The sequence below is a fragment of the Leifsonia sp. NPDC058230 genome, assembly GCF_042882245.1.
GTDB lineage: Bacteria > Actinomycetota > Actinomycetes > Actinomycetales > Microbacteriaceae > Leifsonia.
The window spans coordinates 323,289-345,055 of sequence record NZ_JBHVWM010000005.1; the positions used below are offsets into that span (position 1 = coordinate 323,289).

19 protein-coding genes are annotated in these 21,767 nt (G+C 65.6%); 16 read left to right on the forward strand and 3 right to left on the reverse strand.

Translation table 11 applies throughout. The features are described 5' to 3' along the window. Positions 1-140: 140 nt before the first annotated feature. Entirely contained in the window at positions 141-1,127 is a 987-nt protein-coding gene (locus tag ACFVV0_RS17525) for a hydroxyacid dehydrogenase (protein WP_387065965.1), read from the forward strand. Here ACFVV0_RS17525 and ACFVV0_RS17530 read toward each other — a convergent pair. Further along, the gene (locus ACFVV0_RS17530) at positions 1,109-1,717 is read right to left on the reverse strand and encodes a hypothetical protein (RefSeq protein WP_387065968.1); all 609 of its coding nucleotides are present in this window, start codon (positions 1,715-1,717) and stop codon (positions 1,109-1,111) included. The two genes, ACFVV0_RS17525 and ACFVV0_RS17530, sit on opposite strands and share 19 nt — an antisense overlap. Positions 1,718-1,909: 192 nt before the next feature. Here ACFVV0_RS17530 and ACFVV0_RS17535 point away from each other — a divergent pair, with 192 nt between their 5' ends. The 5 genes from ACFVV0_RS17535 (at position 1,910) to ACFVV0_RS17555 (ending at position 8,002) form a co-directional block, all read left to right on the forward strand. Beyond that, a complete protein-coding gene (locus ACFVV0_RS17535; protein ID WP_387065971.1) occupies positions 1,910-3,190 on the forward strand; it encodes an extracellular solute-binding protein in 1,281 nt (426 codons plus the stop codon). A gap of 78 nt (positions 3,191-3,268) precedes the next feature. Further along, the gene (locus tag ACFVV0_RS17540; RefSeq protein WP_387065974.1) at positions 3,269-4,222 is read left to right on the forward strand and encodes a carbohydrate ABC transporter permease; all 954 of its coding nucleotides are present in this window, start codon (positions 3,269-3,271) and stop codon (positions 4,220-4,222) included. Continuing rightward, positions 4,222-5,163, forward strand: coding sequence for a carbohydrate ABC transporter permease (locus ACFVV0_RS17545; RefSeq protein WP_387065976.1), 942 nt, complete (start codon positions 4,222-4,224; stop codon positions 5,161-5,163). The genes ACFVV0_RS17540 and ACFVV0_RS17545 overlap by 1 nt, the downstream gene beginning before the upstream one ends. Continuing rightward, the gene (locus ACFVV0_RS17550) at positions 5,160-5,978 is read left to right on the forward strand and encodes a sugar phosphate isomerase/epimerase family protein (RefSeq protein ID WP_387065980.1); all 819 of its coding nucleotides are present in this window, start codon (positions 5,160-5,162) and stop codon (positions 5,976-5,978) included. Before ACFVV0_RS17545 ends, ACFVV0_RS17550 begins: the two co-directional genes overlap by 4 nt. Continuing rightward, complete coding sequence (locus tag ACFVV0_RS17555; protein WP_387065983.1) at positions 5,975-8,002, forward strand: DUF2264 domain-containing protein; 2,028 nt, start codon at positions 5,975-5,977, stop codon at positions 8,000-8,002. Before ACFVV0_RS17550 ends, ACFVV0_RS17555 begins: the two co-directional genes overlap by 4 nt. A gap of 73 nt (positions 8,003-8,075) precedes the next feature. Here the strand turns inward: ACFVV0_RS17555 and ACFVV0_RS17560 are convergent, their stop codons facing one another. Continuing rightward, positions 8,076-8,888, reverse strand: coding sequence for a DeoR/GlpR family DNA-binding transcription regulator (locus tag ACFVV0_RS17560; protein ID WP_387065986.1), 813 nt, complete (start codon positions 8,886-8,888; stop codon positions 8,076-8,078). Between the two features lie 65 nt (positions 8,889-8,953). On the opposite strand from ACFVV0_RS17560, the gene ACFVV0_RS17565 reads away from it, so the two are divergent. Both ACFVV0_RS17565 and ACFVV0_RS17570 read left to right on the forward strand, forming a co-directional pair. Beyond that, positions 8,954-9,997: a LacI family DNA-binding transcriptional regulator gene (locus ACFVV0_RS17565; RefSeq protein WP_387065989.1), complete on the forward strand. Its 1,044-nt coding sequence runs from the start codon at positions 8,954-8,956 to the stop codon at positions 9,995-9,997. A gap of 87 nt (positions 9,998-10,084) precedes the next feature. Beyond that, a complete protein-coding gene (locus ACFVV0_RS17570) occupies positions 10,085-12,553 on the forward strand; it encodes a glycoside hydrolase family 2 protein (RefSeq protein WP_387065992.1) in 2,469 nt (822 codons plus the stop codon). 82 nt (positions 12,554-12,635) lie between these two features. Here the strand turns inward: ACFVV0_RS17570 and ACFVV0_RS17575 are convergent, their stop codons facing one another. Next, on the reverse strand, positions 12,636-13,406 hold the full coding sequence (locus tag ACFVV0_RS17575) for an HpcH/HpaI aldolase/citrate lyase family protein (RefSeq protein ID WP_387065995.1): 771 nt from the start codon (positions 13,404-13,406) through the stop codon (positions 12,636-12,638). Between the two features lie 80 nt (positions 13,407-13,486). On the opposite strand from ACFVV0_RS17575, the gene ACFVV0_RS17580 reads away from it, so the two are divergent. The 8 genes from ACFVV0_RS17580 to ACFVV0_RS17615 all read left to right on the forward strand — a co-directional run bounded on the left by ACFVV0_RS17580 (position 13,487) and on the right by ACFVV0_RS17615 (position 21,758). Further along, the gene (locus tag ACFVV0_RS17580; RefSeq protein ID WP_387065998.1) at positions 13,487-14,485 is read left to right on the forward strand and encodes an amidohydrolase family protein; all 999 of its coding nucleotides are present in this window, start codon (positions 13,487-13,489) and stop codon (positions 14,483-14,485) included. 123 nt (positions 14,486-14,608) lie between these two features. Then, the gene (locus ACFVV0_RS17585; RefSeq protein WP_387066001.1) at positions 14,609-16,225 is read left to right on the forward strand and encodes an ABC transporter substrate-binding protein; all 1,617 of its coding nucleotides are present in this window, start codon (positions 14,609-14,611) and stop codon (positions 16,223-16,225) included. 54 nt (positions 16,226-16,279) lie between these two features. Next, positions 16,280-17,212, forward strand: coding sequence for an ABC transporter permease (locus tag ACFVV0_RS17590; RefSeq protein WP_387066003.1), 933 nt, complete (start codon positions 16,280-16,282; stop codon positions 17,210-17,212). Next, on the forward strand, positions 17,209-18,093 hold the full coding sequence (locus tag ACFVV0_RS17595) for an ABC transporter permease (protein ID WP_387066006.1): 885 nt from the start codon (positions 17,209-17,211) through the stop codon (positions 18,091-18,093). Before ACFVV0_RS17590 ends, ACFVV0_RS17595 begins: the two co-directional genes overlap by 4 nt. Positions 18,094-18,100: 7 nt before the next feature. Then, the gene (locus ACFVV0_RS17600) at positions 18,101-18,853 is read left to right on the forward strand and encodes an N-acyl homoserine lactonase family protein (protein ID WP_387066009.1); all 753 of its coding nucleotides are present in this window, start codon (positions 18,101-18,103) and stop codon (positions 18,851-18,853) included. Between the two features lie 30 nt (positions 18,854-18,883). Continuing rightward, complete coding sequence (locus ACFVV0_RS17605) at positions 18,884-20,116, forward strand: amidohydrolase family protein (RefSeq protein WP_387066012.1); 1,233 nt, start codon at positions 18,884-18,886, stop codon at positions 20,114-20,116. Continuing rightward, a complete protein-coding gene (locus ACFVV0_RS17610; RefSeq protein ID WP_387066015.1) occupies positions 20,113-20,919 on the forward strand; it encodes an ABC transporter ATP-binding protein in 807 nt (268 codons plus the stop codon). Before ACFVV0_RS17605 ends, ACFVV0_RS17610 begins: the two co-directional genes overlap by 4 nt. Then, entirely contained in the window at positions 20,919-21,758 is an 840-nt protein-coding gene (locus ACFVV0_RS17615) for an ATP-binding cassette domain-containing protein (RefSeq protein ID WP_387066017.1), read from the forward strand. The genes ACFVV0_RS17610 and ACFVV0_RS17615 overlap by 1 nt, the downstream gene beginning before the upstream one ends. Positions 21,759-21,767 lie beyond the last annotated feature (9 nt).

The window sequence follows — 21,767 nt, forward strand, 5'->3', positions numbered from 1 at the left end:
GCCGTGGCCGCGCCCGCAGGGTTCGGGTGATCGATAGCTTGATTGCGGCCCCTTTGCGGGCCTGCCTACTCTAGGCGGGAACCGCTTTCCGACCAGCAGTCGCTGTGTCGTGCTGATGCGACTTCTGTGAAGGGGAACCAATGACGCGTCCGAGACTGCTCCTCGATCTCAGCCCCGAGCTCGAGCACGATCTATTCGATGTGCAGACGCTGATGAGGCTTGATCGTGTGGCCGATGTTCAGAGGGCGAGCTCGGCGAGGGTCCCCGATCTCAAACGCCTCGATGCCGACATCCTGGTCACTGGATGGGGGTCGGCGGCGCTTCCCGCGACCCTCGAGCAGGGCGCCCGGCTCAAGCTGATCGCCCACAGCGCAGGCACTGTCCGCTGGCTGGTGCCCAAGACGTTGGTCGCAGACGGCGTGCGTGTGACGCAGGCGGCGGCCGGTATGGCGACCAGCGTCGCCGAGCTGGCCCTCTTCTTCACGCAGTCCCTGCTTCGCAGGCTGTACGCCGTAGACCGGCGGATGGTTCACGGGGACTGGTCGGGCGCTCTCGGCTTCGGGCTCGGACGCACGATCGCTGGTACGCGTATCGGTGTGATCGGCGCCAGCCGCGTCGGACGCTCGTACATCGAGTTGGTGACCGCGCTCGGTGCTGAGGTCGTCGTGTCCGACCCGTACCTGCATCCCGCCGAAGCGAGAGACATGGGCGTTGACCTGGTCGAGCTCGATGCCCTGCTCGCGTCGTGTCCGGTTGTGGCGCTGCACGCCCCCGTCACCCACGAGACGAGGGGGATGCTCACGGCAGGGCGTTTCGCCCTTCTTCAGGATGGGGCGGTGTTCGTGAATACCGCCCGCTCCGCGATCATCGATTCGGCTGCGCTCGTGGCGGAGCTTCGCTCCGGCCGGATCAGTGCGGCTCTCGACGTCTTCGACGTGGAGCCCCTTCCGGCAGGCGACCCGCTCTGGTCGCTGCCGAACGTGATGCTGACGCCGCACATCGGCGCGGTCACCACGCATTCTCGACGCACTCAGGGTGCGATCGTGGTCGAGGAGATCGAGCGATTCGCCTCAGGGGTCGGCCTGCGCTTCGAGGTGAACGAAGCGAACTACGACCGCCTGGCCTGACCGTCGGCCACCGCGTCGGTCGGTCGTCCGCTGAGCGTCCAGTAGACGATCGCGGCCGGCGCCAGCCCCGCGCCGACCAGCAGTGCGGGCAGGAAGAACGCTGCGAGTGCGAGCCAGGTGACCAGGAGCACCAGACCCCACAGAACGCGACCTGAGCGCTGCACCAGGGCTGCTGCCGCTGCTGCCGCCCAGGCGCGCCAGGCCGAGCGGGAGGTGGCACGGTCGCTGTCGGCGGCCCAGAGAAACGCCAGCCAGAACGCCAAGGCGAGTCCGGCCAAGCAGATGAGCACGACCATCGCGGTCGTTCCGAGCCATGATCCGCTCGAGTACCAGAACGGGATCCCGACAGCGAACCCGACCGCGGCGAGTGGGAACAGGATTCCGATCGGCCACGCCGCTCGCCAGGCCGAGACGAACTCGAGAGCGTAGCTGCGCATCCCCGTCTTCTCGCCCTGGCACAGGTCACGGAATTGGCGCTGCAACGCGATCGCGGCCGGCGCCGCAGTGATGACGGGCAGCGAGAACGCGAGGAAGAGGAGCTGGAGGAGCAGGGCATTGCCCAGGGTGTCCAGCCAAGAAATGATTCTCATCGGGTCTCCGTCGATCGTGAGCGCAGGACTTTCCGACACTACCCAAGCACGTCGAAAACGACCTCGCGGTGAAACGGACCTGAACCGTGCACCACGTGGGCCTCACTGTCCGTTGCCCATCGGTGGGGAGCCGACTGCAATGGAGAAAGCGCTTACCCGGTGTGCGGTGAGCTGACAAGGAGGTCACACAGCATGAAGAAGAGACTCGGCTTCACGGCGATTGCCGTCGCCGCCGCGCTCGCTCTGGCCGGATGCTCGGGAAACTCGGGCACTCCGTCGGCGACCGGCGACAAGAACCAGACGGGCACCATCCGTGTTCTCGTCGCGAACTTTCCAGCGAACAATGTCGGTCAATCGGTGTTCGGCAAGATCGTCGACATCTTTCACAAGACGTACCCGAACATCAAGGTCGAATCGGACTTCGTCCCATACGACAGCCTGAACCAGAAGATCTCGACCTCTCTCGCATCCGGCCAGAACTACGACGTCATCAGCGCCGGCATCGGCTGGGTGCAGCCGCTCGCCGATCTTCACGCCATTCAGAGCCTTACGAAACTCGGTATTACCGAGAAGACGCTGGAGAAGACCGTCTACCCGAGCTTCGTCGATCCGATGCTGTACGAGAACGACGTGTACGCAGTCCCGGTGGTCGCCAACCCGCGCGTGCTCGCCTACAGCAAGAGTGCGTTCGAGAAGGCTGGACTCGACCCGAACAAGGCGCCCCAGACACTGGATGAGCTCCGCGCCGACGCGAAGAAGCTCACCATCCGCGACGGCTCGGGCACGATCACCCAGACCGGATTCGACTTCTGGGCACCGCCCAGCAACTACCGGCAGCAGTTCGTGGCGTTCATGGGTGCGCTCGGCGCTCAGGAGTTCACCAAGGGCAAGCCCACGTTCGCCGGAAACGCGGGCGTCGATGCGCTCAGCCTGATCCACGACATGATCTCGGTGGACAAGTCGTCCACCTACGGCTATCAGAACTCCGCCAAGACGGCGCTCGTCACGACGGGCGAGGCGGCGATGGGCTTCACCGGCCCATACGTCGACTGCGGCACAGGCGAGGGCGGCATCGGCGACAAGTGCAAAGACCTCGTGTACTTCAATCTGAAGGACAAGAAGGAGGTCGAGTACGTCGGCGGTCGCATCGCGGCCATCGGTGAAGGCTCCAAGTACACGGGCGCCGACCTCGCGATGCTGAAGGCATTCCAGGATCCGACGATCCAGGAGGAGATCTCCAAGATCGACGTGGGCGTCCCTGTGAACAAGGATGCGGGCGACAGCTCGTTCGTCAAATCGAACCCGGCCTCGTCGTTCGCCTTCAAGAACCTCGACAAAGGCGTGTTCGAGTACGGCGGACCGACGTTCCTCGACTTCCGTGCCAAGTTCGGCCCGTCACTCGACCAGGTCATCCTGGGCAAAGCCGAGGCGAAGTCGACGCTCGAAGCGCTCAAGAAGGTCGCTGAAGGCTAGACGTCCATCCCCGTCGCGGGCGGGCGGATCCCGTCCCGCCCGCGGCACCGTTCTCATCGGACTCGAAGGAGAGATCACGTGACGACCACGATCCCCGCGGTACCCGTGACCACGACCGGCCGGGTCGCGGAACCTCGCAGACCCTCCTCGCCCAGGCTGGCGGGTGTCTCGCGCGCGAAGGCGAAGGCGGGATGGATCCTGCTGATTCCAGCGCTCATCCACTCGGTGATCTTCATGGCCTTGCCGACGATCATCGTCGTCACGCTCGGATTCACGGACGCCCGGGTGGTCGGCCAAGGCGATTGGGTCTGGCTGGGCAATTACATCAAGCTCTTTCAGGACGACACGTTCCGCACCGCACTGCTGAACACGCTCGCGTACACGCTCGTGGTCGTTCCGGTCGGCATGGCGGTCGCCCTCCTGATCGCGCTCGGACTCAACGTTCATATCAGGGCGAGAGGACTCTTCCGCACGCTCTTCTACATCCCCGTCGTCACCTCAGCGGTCGCCGTCTCAACGGTGTGGCTCTGGATCTACAATCCGTCGAGCGGTCTCGCCAACGAGGTGCTCGCCTTCTTCGGCATCGGTCGTTCCGGGTGGCTGACAGACCCGGACATTGCGCTTCCGGCGCTCATGCTGATCGGCATCTGGCAGGGACTCGGTGCCAAGATGATCATCTACCTCGCCGCCCTCCAGGGAGTGTCGCAGGAGCTGATCGAGGCCGCCAGACTCGACGGTGCGAATCGTTGGCAGCTGTTCTGGAACGTGACCTGGCCAGCGCTTCGCCCCGTGCAGTTCTTCGTGCTGGTCACCTCCATCGCCGGATCGTTCCAGGTCTTCGATCTCGTCTACGTGATGACGCAGGGCGGCCCCGCCAATGCCACGAACGTGCTCACCTTCGACATCTTCACTAACGCCTTCTCGCGTCTGCAGATCGGCTACGCCTCGGCGGAGACCGTGATCATGTTCGTCTTCGTCGGCATCATGATCTACCTCGGACGCCTCACCCAGCGCGATCGCAAGGAGCTCTGATGACGATCACCGAAGCCACTCCCGCCCTCGTCACACCCGAAGCGCCCCGTCGAGGAGTCGAACGTCATCGGCCGAAGGCCGCAGTCACTCCGGGGAGGGTCCTCCTCTATGTCGTGCTGAGCCTCGGCGGTCTGCTGATGGTCGTGCCGTTTATCTGGATGATCCTCACTTCCCTCAAGTCTCTCGACGAGGTGAGCTCGTTCTCGTGGCTGCCGAAGGAGTTCCACTGGCAGAACTATCTGGACGCATTCAATGCAGCGCCCTTCCTCATGTACTTCCGCAACAGCCTGATCGTGGTGGTCGCTCAGACCATTCCGTTGCTGTTCATCTCCACGGCCGCGGGGTATGCGCTCGCTCAGCTCCCGGTGCGGTTCAAAGGCGGCATCCTCACCTACTTCATTCTTCTACTCGGCGTGCCGTTCCAGGTGCTGATCGTGCCCTTGTTCATCGTGGTGCGCTCGGTACCGTTCGCCGGCGGAAACGACTGGCTCGGTCAGGGAGGCACCGGCTGGATCAACACCTGGTGGGCGCTCATCATCCCGTTCATCTCGGCTCCGCTCTACGTGTTCCTGGCACGGCAGTTCTTCGTCTCCCTGCCGGCTGACCTGGCAGACGCGGCCAGAATGGACGGACTCAGCGAGATCGCGATCTTCTTCCGGATCATGGCGCCGCTGGCGCGTCCGGCCTTCGTGACCATCGCGTTGTTCAATGTCGAGTCGGCCTGGAACGGCTTCATCTGGCCCCTCGTAGCGACCAGTTCGGAAGATCTGAGACCGCTGCAGTTCGGCCTCGCGACATTCGCCCAGTCATCATCCGGGCAACCGCAATGGCCGTTCCTCATGGCCATTTCCACCCTGGCCGTGCTCCCGATGATCCTGCTCTTCGTGTTCGGGCAGCGCTACTTCATCGCTGGACTGGCGAACTCGGGGATCAAGGGATGAGCCGCCGGCTCGGATTCTCCACCCTCGGCTGCTCCGGTGCGACCGTCGCGCAGATCATCCGGTTCGCGCAGGATGGACGCGCCCCCGGAGTCGAACTGCGAAGCGCTGCCGACGAGGTCGTGAACGTCGGACTGAGCGCCGCGGCGGCAACGGAGATCGGCGGCGCGTTCCGCGACGAAGGGGTCGAAGTGCTCTGCGTCGCCTCCTACGTCGGCCTGTGCTCCGTCGATGACGTCGACGACGATCTCGACCGGAACCTCGACCTGGCTCGCAGACTCGGCGCCGGAGGGGTCCGTGTCTTCATGAAGGACGAGGACGCCGTTGCTGGAGACGCCCTGACGCCAGGTGAGGAGCGCGCCATCGAGCGTCTCTCCCGCGTGGCTGGTTCCGACATCCCCGTGCTGATCGAGACCCACGACTCGCACTCCTCCGCCCGGCGCCTGGCGCGCTTCCTGCAGGCTGCCGACGCGACCGTGACGGAGAATCCGGCTCGCGTGCTCTGGGACACTGCTCACAGCTGGTCGCACGGCGAGACCCCGGCCGAATCCCTGGCTGATCTGATGCCCTGGCTGGCGCACCTGCAGATCAAGGATGAGCGCAGCCTGGCCGACCCGGTGCCCGTGGCGCTCGGGGACGGCTCCTATCCGGTCGCCCAGCTCGCAGCCGCCCTCGACGCTGCGCACTGGTCGGGCTGGCTGGCTCTCGAGTGGGAGCGCAAATGGCATCCGACGCTGCCGCCACTCGACGCAGCACTGGTCGCGGCGCACGATTGGGCCGCACCACTTTTCACCACCGAAGGACAAGGAACACTGTGACAGACCGCTTTCTCGGTCCCATCGACCGCTTCGCCGCCGCTCTCACCCGGGTGAAGGTCCCCGCCGAGAACCGCGAACTCAGCCCGTTCACCGGACTCACCCGTGAACACTGGGTCGCCGCCGCCGATGACCTCCTGCTCTCGGCGGCTCGTTTCAGTTCGCCGCACGGGGCACGGATCGATCTGCCCGGCCTCCCATCGCAGCAGGGGATCCGCACCGATGGAATCGAGGGATTCGCCCGCACCTTCCTGCTTGCCGCCTTTCTCCATGTGGGGAATGAGGGTCGGGATCCGCACGGCCACTTGTCCCGCTACGTCGCCGGCGTCGTGGAAGGCACTCGCACAGTCGGTTCCGACGATGAAGACTCGTGGCCGGTCATCGGTCACATCGGCCGCGACGGGCAGCCGCACGTCGAGGCGGCATCCATCGCTCTGAGTCTTCACCTCACCCGCGAGGCGTCCTGGGACACGCTCACCGGCGAGGAGCAGGATCGCGTGGCCGACTGGTTGCGTCATGCCATCGATCAGGAGCCCTCGTCGAACAACTGGTACCTCTTCCCCTTCACCATCGCGAGCTTCCTCGAGGGAGTGGGTCGGGCCGATGACCAGACGGCGTATGTAATCGAGCGCGGCCTCGCCCTCATCGAAGGCTGGTACCGGGGAGAGGGCTGGTACAGCGACGGCGAAGGGGAGGCGTTCGATCACTACATCGGCTGGGCGCTCCACTTCTACCCGATCTGGCATGCCCGGCTGCGTGGTGACTCGGCGCTGCTCGACCGCCTCGGCCCGCGTCTCGAGGAGTTCCTCGGTTCGTTCGCCCGCACGTTCGACCGCAACGGAGCGCCGACCTATGTCGGTCGTTCGATGACCTACCGGATGGCCACGCTCGCCGCCGTGGCGATGGGCGAGGTCACCGGGTTCACGCCGCTGAACCCCGGGCAGTCGCGACGCATCCTATCGGCCGACCTGCGCTACTTCCTCGAGCGCGGCGCCACCACCGACGGCATCCTCAACCTCGGCTGGCACGGTCCGCACGAGCCGACCGTACAGCGGTATTCGGGCCCGGGGTCGCCATACTGGACATCCAAGGGTTTCGCAGCCTTGCTGCTTCCTGCCGATCACGCGTTGTGGACGGCGACGGAGGAATCGCTCGAGGCTGACACCACGGACTACGTGCGCTCGCTCGTTCCAGCCGGGCAACTGATCCAGGCGACCGCGGCCGACGGCCTCGTACGAGTCCACAACCACGGCAGTGATCAGATCAAGCCGTTCGAGGCCGATGCAGGCGCCCCCAACCCGCTCTACGCGCGCTTCGCCTACTCGACCCGCACCGGACCGACCGCTCTGCACAACCCGAGCGACAACGATCTTCAGCTGCTCATCCGCGGCGTATGGAGCGTGCGACGGCGCATTTACGCAGTCGGTGGTGGCGACGACTGGATCGCATCGTGGCACGCGCCGCGCTTCACCGTCTACTCGCCTTTCGACGCCAGCCCGTCCGCATCGAACGGCCCGGTGCTGCCGTCCTGCCGCATCGAGAGCGTGACGGCTGCCCGCGGCGCGGCCGAAGTGCGCATCCATCGGCTGGTCGGTGTGCCGCCGCGCACGCCCGTCCGCCTCGCAGGCTGGGCGGTCGCAGCGGAGACGCCCGAAGTGCTGTCGTCGCGGATCGAAGCAGCACACCCGGCCACCCTCGTCGCCGCCACCGCCGACAACGTCACGGACGAACCCCTGACGTCGCAGTTGCGGTCCGTGATCGGATGGACCCAGGCGCATGCGGCCCGCGCCACCTACGGAACGGCATACGGTCGGGTGGCGCTCGTGCCCGAGCTGTTCGGCCGCTCGGACGACGGTGTCTTCGAGGACACTCTGCTGGTGGCGCTCGCCTCGCTCGACGCCTCGGAGGCGCCCGCCGATCTCGCTGCGGTGCGGGTGACGATCGACAAGGCCGTCGTCACGATCGCGTGGGCAGAAGGCGAGCCGACCGTGATCGATCTCGACGCGATCGATTGGCCGCGCCGCTAGTCGGTTGTGCCGAGGAGGGCTCGGAGCGTGTCCGGCGCTGCGTTGCGGGCATCGAAGATCTCCATGCTCTTGGTCAGACTCGCAGCACCTTCGGGCCGTACTGGGAGAAGAGTTGCGCGCGATGCGGCGAAAGCTGTTCTCCGGTCACGAGTTTCTCGAACTCGCCGATCTCAGCGAAGCGAGAGAAGCTCGAGACGCCGAACTTGGTGTGCGTTCCGATGAAGATGCGCTGTCGCGACGCTGCGACCGCAGCACGCTTCACCGCCGCGACCGCGGGGTCCGGAGTCGTCAGCCCGTGCTCTGTCGAGATGCCGTTCGCGCCGATGTACGCGAGGTCGATCACGAAGGACTGGAGCATCGTCGTCGCCCAGTGGTCGACCGTGCCGAGCGTCGTCCCGCGTACGCGACCGCCCAGCAGGAACACCTCCACCTCGCGTCGCTGAGCGAGCTCGTTCGCAGCCGGGAGCGATGCGGTCACCACGGTGAGGGGGCGGTCATCCGGCAGCGCCCGGGCGACCAGCTGAGGCAGGAACCCCTCGTCGATGAAGATCGTCTGAGCATGGCCGATCTGACCGGCAGCCGCGTCGGCAATCCGTGCCTTCTCCTCCGAGTTGGCGTTTTCGCGGAAGTCGAGTGGGGTCTCGAAGCGACTGCTCTCCACCGGAAAAGCGGCACCGTAGCTGCGCCGGATGTGCCCGATGCGCTCCAGCGCTCGCAGGTCGCGACGCAGCGTCTCGGGCGTGATGCCCAGTCTGGCCGCGCCCGGAGCGACGTCGAGCCGCCCCTCCCTGCGCACGATGTCGAGGATTTCGGCGTGACGGATCTGGGCTGCGGTTGAACGGGTCTCGGGGCGCTCCGCACCGCTGTCGGTGTTGGCTGCATCCATTGTGCTCACAGGCTACAGGCCTCCTTTTCGCAGATGGTCCGCGCTGCTACCGCTACCCTGATGGGATGCCCGCCAAGCGCAGCAGCCGTCCAACGATCGCCGACGTGGCAGCGCGAGCCGGAGTCTCGAAGATGGCGGTGTCCTTCGCGCTCAACGGCCGGCCAGGAGTCTCCGAGGAGACACGCGCACGCGTCGAACGCGCAGCAGCAGACCTCGGCTGGCGACCCAACTCGGCTGCGCGCTCTCTGTCGGGTGACCGCGCGGGTGCGATCGGGCTCGTGTTGGCCCGCTCCGCCCAGCAGTTGGCCATGGACACCTTCTACATGCAGCTGATCACCGGCATCGAGCAGCACCTGGCCGAGAGCTCCACCTCGCTGCTGCTGCAGGTGCCTTCCAGCCCCGATCACGAGCTCTCCCTGTATCGCACGCTCGCCGCGGAGCGCCGCGTCGACGCCGTGGTCGTGACCGACCTCTTGACGGACGACCCGCGCATCCCTTTGCTGCGCGAACTCGGGCTGCCCGCCGTTCTGCTCGGCGGACCCGAGCCGGGTTTCGTGTCGCTGCGCAGCGACGACGAGGGGAGCGTCGCCCAGGTGGTCGAGCACCTGCACGGGCTCGGCCATCGACGCATCGGACGGATCACGGGGCCGGTGGAGTTCCGGTACACAGTGAAGCGCAGTGAGGCATTCGCCGCCGCCCTCGCCCGATCGGGGATGTCGGGGATGCTCGAGACGACCGACGGTTCGCCCGAGGCCGGACGAGCCGCGACCGAACGCATGCTGCGGTCGCCCGAACCGCCGACGGCGCTCGTCTTCGACACCGATCTGCTCGCGGTCGCCGGACTCGACGCTGTTCGGGACATCGGTCTCCGCGTGCCCGAAGATGTCTCCCTCGTCGCCTGGGACGGTTCCATCCTGTGCGATGTGGTGCGACCTCGTCTCACGTCGCTGAGGCGTGATGTCGTCGAACTGGGCCGAGTGACGGCCAGGGCGGTGCTCGATGTGGGATCGGCGCCGCGCACGGGCGACGAGGGGTTCGTCTTCGATGAACACGACCCTTCTTCGCCGCAGCTGGAGCAGCGCGAGAGTTCCGGGCGCGCACCACACTGATCGCACTCGTGCGTTCTCGGCGAACAACGACATGCTGGTACTTTACCGGTATAGTGTCGACATTCCCACCCCGTCGAAAGGTCGCCGATGATCACTCGTACGCCGCTCACCACCGGTTGGACGCTTTCCCTCGCGGACGGCCCCACGAACGCTGCAGTCCCCGAGCATGTCCGCAACTCGTTGCCCATCCCCGCCTCCGTTCCGGGCACCGTGCATACCGACCTGCTCGCGGCCGGGCTCATCCCCGACCCATATCTGGACCTGAACGAACTCACCCTCGACTGGATCGGCCGAGCCGGCTGGATCTACAGCCGAGCGATCGATCGGGAGCCGGCGGAGGGGGAGACCGTCGTCCTCGCATTCGACGGGCTCGACACGGTGGCGACCGTGAGTGTCAACGGCGCAGTCGTCGCGCACACCGAGAACATGCACCGACGCTACGAGTTCGACGTGACGGAGTTCCTCACGGGCACGGACACTCTCGAGGTGCGGTTCGACTCTGCGTGGGACGTGGCGGAGAAAGAGCGCGAGCGCATCGGCGCGCTTCCCAACGCGTATCCGGCACCCTTCAACTACCTCCGCAAGATGGCGTGCAACTTCGGCTGGGATTGGGGCCCCACCCTGGTCACGGCCGGTATCTGGCGGGATGCGACCCTCATCTCGGCAACCGGGCCGCGGTTCGCGTCCGTCAGCCCGCACGTGACTGTGGCCGGTCCCGCCGGTACCGTGCGTTTGCAGGTGGAACTGAGTGAACCGGCCGACCAGGCGCTCGAACTGGTCGCCGCAGTCGGTCACGCCAGCAGTCTCCGCAGAATCGAAGAGGGATCCCAGTCCGCAACGATGGAAGTGCTCGTCGACAACCCTGAGCTGTGGTGGCCCGTCGGGCTCGGGAGTCAGCCGCTCTACGACGTGTCGGTCGAGCTTCGCCGCGGGGACGACTGCGTCGATCGGTGGACGTCCCGTGTCGGCTTCCGGAGTCTGCGCTTGGACACCTCCGCGGACGAGATCGGCTCTGCGTTCGTGATCATGATCAATGAGGCGACAACCCCGATCCGCGGCGCGAACTGGATTCCGGACGATTGCTTCTTGCCGCGCGTCACTGAAGCGCGGCTTCGCGAGCGGCTCACGCAAGCCGTCGACGCCAACATCAACCTGCTGCGTGTGTGGGGAGGCGGCGTCTACGAGAGCGAATTGTTCTATTCCCTCTGTGACGAGTACGGCATCCTCGTGTGGCAGGACTTCCTGTTCGCCTGTGCGGCGTATCCGGAGGACGAACGGCTGGCGACGGAGGTCGAAGCCGAGGCGCGCGACAATGTGCAACGCCTGCTTCCGCACCCGAGTCTCGTGCTCTGGAACGGCAACAATGAGAACATCTGGGGCTGGTTCGACTGGGATTGGCAGGGCCTGATCGGCGACCGGACGTGGGGTCTCGGCTACTACCTGACAGACCTTCCCGCGATCGTGGCCGACGGGGATCCCAACCGCCCGTACTGGGCAGGCAGCCCGTATTCGGGAACGATGGATGTGCATCCGAACGCCGATACGCACGGCCTCAAGCACGTGTGGGACGTCTGGAACGAGGTCGACTACACCGTCTACCGCGATTACGCCCCGCGATTCGTCTCGGAGTTCGGCTGGCAGGGTCCGGCGGCGTATTCGACGATCGAGCGATCGGTGAGCGACCGTCCGCTCAGCGCGACGTCTCCCGGGATGCTGCACCACCAGAAGGCGAACGACGGCAACGGCAAGCTGGAGCGTGGACTCGCTCCGCATTTCGATGTGCCGGAGGACTTTGACGACTGGCATTTCGCAATGCAGCTCAACCAGGCACGGGCCGTCGCGTTCGGAATCGAGCACTTCAGGTCGCTTCGCCCCCGATGCTTCGGCACGATCGTGTGGCAGCTCAACGACTGCTGGCCAGTCACCTCGTGGGCGGCGGTCGACGGTGATGGTCGCAAGAAGCCGCTCTGGTACGCCCTGAGATCGGCTTATGCCCCACGCCTGCTGACGATCCAGCCGAGCGCCAACGGGCTCGATGTCGTCGGCGTGAACGATGGCGGAGACACCTGGCGCGAGCCGATCACCGTGCGGCGGATGACGTTCGCGGGAGAGGTGCTCGCCTCGTTCTCGGCCCGCCTCGTTGTGGACCGCTTCGGCAGCGCTCGGCTGGCGCTCCCTTCCTTGGTGGCGGAATCAGTGGACACCAGGTCGGAACTGCTCGTCGCAGAGACAGCATCCGGTGAGATCGCCCACTACTTCTTCGAGGAGGACCGTGAGCTCGCGCTCCCCGAAGCTCGTTTCACCGCTAGCGCAGAGCGGATCGGCGGAGACATAGCGGTAACGGTCACGGCCGAGACCCTCATTCGCGACCTGTGCTTGTTCCCCGATCGCATCTCTGCAGCCGGCGAAGTCGACAGCGCGCTGATCACAGTGCTCCCGGGTCGATCGCACACGTTCATCGTCGCCGGCGTGCACGCAAGCGATGTGGAGGCATTGAGCGCTCGTCCAGTGTTGCGCTCGGCGAACGACTTGGTGCGACTGACCGCGGCGCGATAGTGGACCAACGCAGAAAAAGGTTCCGCTCCCAATAGAAGCCTGGAAACGGGACAGTGGCCCCTAGCAGTTCACGATCGTGCTGTCACCGTGGAGACGCGCCGGCGAGCTCGTGCTGCAGTCGCGTGTACCCCTCCCGCAAGATCGCGTCATCCGTGGTCGCGGCGATCAATTGCAGGCCGTGACTCGCGAGCACGCCCGCGCGCTTCGTGGCGCCGGCGTATCCGGAAGCGATGATGTTTGCCCGGCGGCACGCCGCGACGATCCGGCTCAGAGGGGCGGATTCCGAGCGGTCGGACAGCAGCTCCTCGAGGCTGATGCCGAGCGCTAGTGAGAGGTCGAATGGCCCGACGAAGATGCCGTCGACCCCGTCTGTGGCGGCGATCGCGTCCACGTTCGCGAGCGCGTCGGCCGACTCGATCATCACGAGGCAGAGGGGTCCGGCGCCTTGGGGAGGCACGCCGTAGCCCGTGTCGATGCCGAACGCTCTTCTCCCGGGCCCGAAGCTGCGGCTGCCGGAGGGCGGGTAGTGGGTCGATCGGGCGGCGGCCTCGGCTTCGGCCGCGTCCTGGATCATGGGGACGATGACGCCACTGGCGCCCGCATCGAGTGCGCGGCCGATCAGCTCCGGGCGGTTCCACGCAACCCGGACGAGAACGTCGGTGCTGTGGGAGGCTCCCGCGGCCACCGAGGCGGCGAGATCGTCCGGCGGATAGCCGTGCTGCTCGTCGATGCAGATCCACGGAACGCCGGATGAGGCGAGCGATCCGATGACGCGGGGGTCGGCATAGTTCGACCAGATGCCCCAGAGAGGTTCGGACGCGTCTTGGGTGGCCAGTGCCGAGGTGATTCTCATAGGTTCGAGGTTTCCAGATGTTCTGTTTCTACCGTGTAAACATTTCCAATTGAGAGCGATTCGTTGTAAATACTTACCCCATGCAAAATCACAACGATTCCCTCCCGGCCGCGGAGCAGCTGTACGACGGTCCGATCATCGATGCGCATTTCCACTTGTGGGACTTGGATGGCGATCACTACCCCTGGTTGATGCCCGGCGGCAGTTTCGGTCCTAAGGGCCTGTTCGACTCGCTCAAACATGACTATGTGCTCGCCGATTACCGCAAAGACATCGCCGGCCAGAACGTCGTGGCCTCCGTGCACATCGAGGCGTTATGGGACGCTGCCGACAGTCCGGTGAACGAGACCAGGTGGCTCGAGACCCTCGACAAGTCCGACCAGCTCGCCACCCGCTATGTGGCGGGGGTGCCTTTCGAGACACCGGAGACCGAGCGGATCCTCCGGGAGCAGGCCGTGTTCGATCGTGTGGTCTCCGTGCGGCAGACGATCGCGTGGAACCCGGACCCGGAAAAGACGATGATGCCAGAGCCGGAGATCAGTCGCCGTGCGACCTGGCGAAGTGCTCTTCCCGTCATCGAGGAGCTTGGCCTCGCGCTTGATCTCCTGATCTACCCGTGGCAGGCCGACGAGGTCGTGGAGCTCGCTCATGCCTTCCCCGGGGTGACGATCGTCGTGAACCACATCGCGAGTCCGATCGATCAGAGCCCGCAGGGGCTCGCGGACTGGCGTAAGGATGTGGTGCTCCTGGCGACCGCGCCGAATGTGGTGATGAAGGTGTCATCGGTGCACGGCTATCTGCCGGAGCCGGATTTCGAGCACGCGGCGCCGTTGATCCGTCATGTGATCGACAGCTTCGGCGCGAACAGGTGCATGATCGCCAGCGATTTCCCGGTCGGTGGAATCCGCGGGATCACCTACGCCGAGGCGTTCGATCACTATCGGCGGGCAACCAGCCACATCGTCCCTGCTGAGCAGTTCGAACTCTTCTGCGGCACGGCCTCCCGCGTCTATCGCATCCCGCTCGGTGAGATCGGTGTCAGCCGCCCCGAGGCTCGGATTGAAACATCGATGGCGTAACGCGTCTGAAACAAAACGTTCGCTAAGCGAAACACGCGATCGCTTGCCGTTTGAAATGCGCACGGGCTAGTTTTCAATTCACACCCCAACCCCCAGGCACACCCCCATCCCCAAGGAGCGTCCATGATGCCTCAGTCCTCCCGACGCAGAGCAGTGCGACTCGTCACGTCCGTCGTCGCCCTCGCGGCTGCCGGCTCCCTGCTTGCCGGCTGCGCCGAAGGCGCTGGCGCGGCGAGCGATGGTGCGTCGGTCGCGACGCCGACCGACCTCGTCGTCGCCTTGAGCCAGAACCCCGACAGCCTCGACCCCGGCCAGACCGGGCTCGTCGGCTCGATCAAGGTGGATGCGCAGATCTTCGATCCCCTCATCTGGCGCTTCTCCGGCGCTACCGACTACGAACCTGGTCTGGCCACCTCATACTCGGTGAACGCCGATTCGACGGAGTACACCTTCAAGCTGCGCGAGGGTGTCACGTTCCAGGACGGCACGCCTTTCAACGCGGATGCGGTGAAGGCGACTTTCGACCACATCGCCGACCCGGCGACGAAGTCGGCGAGTGCCGTGACGTCGCTCGGTCCCTACAAAGAGACAGACGTGGTCGACGCGCAGACCGTCAAGGTCGTCTTCAAGAGCCCGTACCCGGCCTTCAACACACTGGTCGCGAGCGAGCAGTTCGGCATCGCCTCACCGACCGCGCTGAAGAAGTACGGTGCCGACTTCGGCCAGCACCCGGTGGGCACCGGCCCCTTCAGCTTCGTCAGCTTCACCAACGGCTCCGAAGTGAAACTGAAGAAGAATCCGGACTATAGCTGGGGGCCGAAGCGCTTCGGCACCGGAGCACCCAAGCTGGCCTCGCTCACCTTCCGTGTCCTCACGAGTCCCACGTCTCAGAACAACGCCCTCAAGACGGGTGAAGTCCAGGTGGCCGACGGTCTGCATCCGCAAGACGTCGTGGATGCCAAGAAGGCCGGCAAGCACATCACCACGGTCGATGCGGCGGGCATGCCGTACGGCTGGCTCATCAACGTCGACAAGGCACCGACGAACGACCCCCTCGTACGACAGGCGATCGCTCACGCCATCGACCGCAAGTCCATCATCACGACCTTGTTCGCGGGCGAGTTCGATCTGGCATCCAGCGTGGTGACCAAGGCGACCCCGGGATACGCCGAAGCGGGAGACGAGTTCACGTACGACTCGAAGAAGGCAGGCAAGCTCCTCGACCAGGCCGGCTGGAAGCTGGTCGATGGCAAGCGGGTGAAGGACGGTCAGCCTCTCACTGTGGACATGATCAACATCGCCAACTTCGGTTTCGATGACATGTCGGCGCTCGTCCAGTCGCAACTCGCCGCCGTCGGCATCACCGCGAAGCTCAGCGACCAGGCGTTCCCGACGGTCGGCCAGACCTACAACCAGGGCGGCTCGAACACCGCCAGCTGGTTCTTCTGGTCACTCGACCCCAACATGATCAAGTCGGTCTTCACCTGTGCGCAGGTCGCAAGCGGATTCAACTGGTCGCACTACTGCGACCCCGAACTCGACAAGAAGATCGACACGGCTGACGCCACTGCAGACCCGAAAGCACGGGCCGCCGCATTCGCTGACGTGTTCACGGAGATCAACAAACAGGTCGCGTTCATCCCGGTGTACGACCTCAAGGCGATCTACGTCACCAACGGGATCACAGGCCTCGCTTCGACGCCAGACGGCGACGCGTATTACGCAGGAGTCGGCAAGTGATCGAGGCACGATCGGCCAGCGGCGCGCCCGCTGCGCGAGAGGACGGAGTCTGAGATGGCGCGCTTCCTCGGAAGGCGGCTGCTCGTCGCCATCCCGGTGCTGTTCGGGGTGGTGGTGCTGGTCTTCCTCATCCTGAGGCTGATCCCGGGTGACCCGGCCCAGATCGTCCTGATGGGGACGAACGCCTCGCCCGAGCGAGTGGCGCAGGTGCGGCACCAGATGGGACTCGACCAATCGTGGTTCTCCCAATTCGTCATCTATGTGGGCGGGCTGCTGCGCGGAGACCTCGGCTATTCCTATATCTCCCACGGCACGGTCGCAGCGCAGATCGGCAGTAGGCTGCCGTCGACCATCGACCTTGCAGCGGCTGCGCTCGCCGTCGCCCTGATCGTCGGCGTCCCGACAGGCATCATCGGCGGATTCTGGCCCGGCTCGATCGGCGACAAGCTCGCGACAGGATTCTCCGTTCTGGGACTGGCGGTTCCGTACTTCTGGCTCGCGCAGTTGCTCATCCTGCTGTTCGCCGTCGACCTGCGATGGCTGCCCGCCCTGGGCGTCGGTGGGCCGACGGCGCTGATCCTGCCGGCGCTCTCGCTCGGTCTCGGCTTCGCCGCGATCATCACGCGGATCCTGCGGAGCGCACTGATCGACGTGTACCAGCAGCCGTACATCATCGTCGCCCGCAGCAAAGGGCTCTCGAACTGGCATGTGCTCACACGCCACGCTCTCCGCAATGCCACATCGTCGGTCACCACCATCATCGGCCTGCAGATCGGCAACCTCCTGGCCGGCGCGGTGGCTACCGAGGTCATCTTCGGGCGCCCAGGCATCGGGAACTACCTGGTGTCGCAGATCCAGCTGAAAGACATCCCGAGCATCCAGGGCATCGTCCTTTTCATCGCCCTTTGCTACATCGTCATCAACATCCTCGTCGATGTCAGCCACGGCATGCTCGATCCCCGCGTACGGAAGGCATGGGCATCGTGACATCCGCAGTAGAGCAAGTGGTGGAGGCTGTGAAGGCCCCCTCGAGACCGCGGCGTTCCCGCCGCCTCGACATCGGCGGACTGGTGGTGTGCACAGCCGCGGTCCTGCTGGTGCTGGCCGTACTGCTCGCGCCGGTGATCGCGCCCGATTCGCCCACCGTGGCCGTCGGCATGGCGCGCAGCGCCCCGAGCCTCGCGCATCCGTTCGGGATCGATCATCTCGGCCGCGATGTGCTGTCGAGGGTTTTGTGGGGCGGCCGGCAGACCCTCCTCATGGCCGGCCTGAGCACCCTGCTGGCGGCGGTGGTGGGCGTCCCCATCGGATTGTTCGCCGGGTACGTCGGCGGCTTGCGCGGCGGCGTGTCGATGAGGGCCATGGATGTGCTGCTCGCCTTCCCTGGTCTACTCCTCGCGCTCATCATCATCACGATCGGAGGCACCGGTGTGCCCAGTACGGTGCTGGCCGTCGGAGTGTCGTTCGTCCCTGTCTTCGCCCGCGTCGTCTACGGCTCCACACAACGGGTGCGATCGGAGGAGTACATAGCGGCGTCGATCGTGGTCGGCGCCTCGCCCCTTCGCGTCATGGTGCGAAACGTTCTCCCGGTCGTGCTGACGGAGGTCGTCGTGATGATCTCCAGCGCGATCGGCTGGACCATGCTCCTGACCGCAGCGCTCAACTTCCTGGGGTTCGGTGTCGCGCCCCCGACACCGGAGTGGGGAGCTGATCTCGGCGCGGGAACGGAATACCTCGATCAGGCGTGGTGGATCTCCGCGGCACCGGGCTTCGCGATCACGGTCACCATCCTCATCGCCAACTTCCTCGGCGACTACTTCGCGAAGCTCCTGTCAGCGCCTCGCGCCGAACTCATCCCGACCAAGTGAGGAACCCATGAAGCTCACGATCCTCCCTCTCGGAACCTGCTGGTCTGCGCACGGGGTCGTCACCCCTGGGCACTTGCACGATGAGAAGTTCAGCATCCCGGTCTCGTCGTACCTGGTAGAACTCGATCGCGGGCGCCTCCTCCTCATCGACACCGGGATGAGCCGAGCTCACATCAGCAACCCGGATGCCACATGGGCCGGTACGGACTTCGCCGAGATGCTCACCCCCGTCATGCAGCCGGAGGACGACATCGCAGCGCAACTGAACGCTCTCGGCATCGAACCACCGCAGATCGACTATGTGATCAACACCCACCTGCACTTCGATCACGCAGGCAACAACTTCCAATTCATCAACGCGACGTTCTTCGCGCAACGGGAACACTACGAGCACGCGCTCGGAAACCCCCATTTCCCGAACGAATACTGGAACGTGCCGGGACTGCGTTACGAACTGCTCGACGGGGGAGGAGAGATCCTGCCGGGCGTGGAGATCGTCGTCACACCCGGCCACGCTCCCGGACATCAATCCGTGGTCCTGCACCTGCGCAGAGACGGTGATCTGGTCATCTGCGGCGACGCGATCTACCTGCAGGACAATCTCGACCTCGAGAACTGGCAGGCGATGGCGGACCCCGAGGAGGCGCGGAAGAGCGCCAGCCGGCTCACCGAACTCGAGGCGCAAGGCGCTCGACTCGTCTATGGCCACGATCCGGCCCAGGTCGACGTCTTCCCTCGCGCGCCGCACCGCTATTACTGAATCCCGACCGCACCCACCGCAAGGAGTCTCATGTCTGAATCGCACATCCTCATCTCCGACGTCGCTGTCTTCGACTCCCGCACCGGTCGGCGGATCGAGCACCAATCCGTCGTCGTCGAGGGCGACACCATCGACTGGATCGGGCCGGCTGATCAGGCGCCGCCGGCAGGTGACGGATGGATGGTGCGCGACGGCCGCGGACGCACCCTGCTCCCCGGCCTGTTCAACGGCCACGTTCACCTGATGGGAGACGGAGTCCACGACGGTGGAGCCCTCACCGACTCGGCCACGTACGGGGCGGTGCAGGCGGTGATCAACCTCGAGCAGACCATCATGACCGGCGTCACCAGCGTCCGCGACTGCGGGTCGATCGGCGGAATCGCCATCGAGCTGCGCGATATCGTCGCCTCCGGATACCTGAAAGGCCCGAGGGTCAAAGCTGCAGGGCGTGTGATCACGATGACGGGCGGGCACGGTCATTCGATCGGACGTCAGGCCGACGGCCCATGGGGTATCGCGCAGGCGACCAGGGCCGAGCTGCACGCGGGAGCGGACTTCATCAAGATCATGGCCACGGGTGGCGTGCTCACCGCTGGTGTCAGCCCTTTGCAGACTGCGCTTCATGTGGACGAGCTGCGGGCCGCCGTCGACGAGGCGCACAACGCGGGCAAGCGCATCACCAGCCACGCGATCGGCGGCGCCGGGGTGAAGAACGCCATCCGCGCGGGGCTCGATTCGATCGAGCACGCATGCTTCTTCGACGAGGAGGCGATCGAGCTGGCGCTGGAGCGCGGAACGATCATCGTGCCGACCCTGGTTGCGGTCAATCGCATCGTCACCAACGGCGACAAAATCCCCGAGTGGGTCTACAAGAAAGCACTCATGGAGTCCGAAGCATCCGTCGCGGGATTCCGGGCGATGGTCGAGGCCGGGGTGCGAGTGGCATGTGGCACCGATGCCGGAACACCGCACAACCCGCACACCGAGTTGCCGACCGAGCTCGAGCTGATGGTCGAGTACGGGATGTCTCCGGGCCAGGCCCTTGTCGCAGCCACACTGACGGCGGCCGAGAACTTCGACGTGCTCGACACGCTGGGGAGCATCGAGGCGGGCAAGCTCGCAGACCTGCTCCTCGTGGAGGGAGACCCGACGGCGAACATCTCCGCGGTGCGTCAGGTGCTGCTCGTGGCGAAGGGCGGGGAGGTCTTCCGCGACGAGCTCACCGCGGAAGACGAGCTCTTCGCGGACGAGGTCGCAGCATGACTCCGGCAGAGCCGTTGTTGTCGGTCCGTGACCTTCGGGTGGTGTTCCCAGGGACATCCGAGTCCGCTGCCGCAGTCAAGGGCATCAGTTTCGACATGGATGCCGGGCAGACTCTCGGTCTGGTCGGCGAGTCCGGCTCGGGCAAGAGCACGGTGTGCCTTGCAGTGATGGGCCTGCTGCCGCGCGGCACGCAGGTGACCGGCCAGGTGGTCTTCCGCGGGCGGGACCTTCTGCCGTTACGGGACCGCGCCATGCGGCCGATCCGCGGCAAGGAGATCGGCCTCGTCTACCAGGACCCCCTGGGGGCGTTGAACCCGGTTCGGACCATCGGCTCGCAATTGCGTGAATCGCTCCGACTGCACCTCCGGCTGTCTCGCGCGGCCGCCGACGACCGGGCAGTCGAACTGCTCGAGCGCGTCGGCATACCGTCGGCCCGCTCGAAACTGGGTGCTTATCCACACGAGTTCTCGGGTGGGATGCGTCAGCGAGTCGTTATCGCGATGGCCATCTCGTGCGATCCAGTGCTGCTGATCGCCGACGAACCGACCACGGCGCTCGACGTGAGTGTGCAGGCGCAAGTGCTGGAGCTGCTCCATGACCTCAGTTCCGACCTCGGCTTGGCGCTCATGCTCGTCAGCCATGACCTCAGTGTCGTGGCCGGGATGTCGGACACGACCGCCGTCATGCGCTTCGGCGAGATCGTCGAGCAGGGAGACGTGGAGTCCGTGTTCACCGCGCCGCAGCATCCGTACACCCGCTCGCTGCTCGCCAGCGTGCGCGCACTGGAAAGTGAGGACGCCTGATGTCCGACGAACTACTCCGGCTCGATGACCTCGATGTGACGTTCGCCCCGCGCGGCATGTTCCGACGGGGGACCCCGGTGCACGCCGTCAGGAAGGTCTCCCTCGCGGTCGAAGCGGGTTCCACCGTTGGCATCGTGGGCCAGTCCGGCAGCGGCAAGTCGACCGTTGCGCGCACCATCGTCGGTCTGGAGAAGCCCACCGCGGGGCGCATCGTGTTCTCGGGCAGACCCGTCGACCAGAGCAAGGAGTCAGTGGCGGCGCTGCGACGCGGCGTCCAGATGGTCTTTCAGGACTCGCTGAGCTCGCTCAATCCCCGCCGCACCGTCGGCGCGATCCTCGCGGAGCCGCTGATCGTGCACCGCATCGTTCCGCGCGAGCGGATGCGTGAGCGGGTCGCCCAGCTGCTGGACGACGTCGGGCTGCCGGCGGGGTATGCGCAACGCCGCCCCATGCAGCTCTCCGGCGGTCAGCGCCAGCGAGTGAACATCGCTCGAGCACTCGCCAGCGAGCCGAAGCTGATCATCGCCGACGAGCCCACCAGCGCCCTCGACGTGTCCATCAGGGCCCAGGTCCTGGAGCTGCTGAAACGACTGCAAGCCCAGCACGGGCTCGCCTATCTCTTCATCAGCCATGACCTGCACGTCGTCCGGTACATGAGCGACACGGTCGTCGTCATGCGCCAGGGTGAGATCGTGGAGGTCGCGGACAAGAGGGCCATCTATCGCACCCCCCAGCACGAGTACACGAAGTCCCTCCTTGCAGCCGCACCAACGACAGACACCGCTTTGGCAAGCGCGCGAATCAGACGGACGGCGCGGCTCAACGGCCCAGTGTCCTGAGCGCTCCAG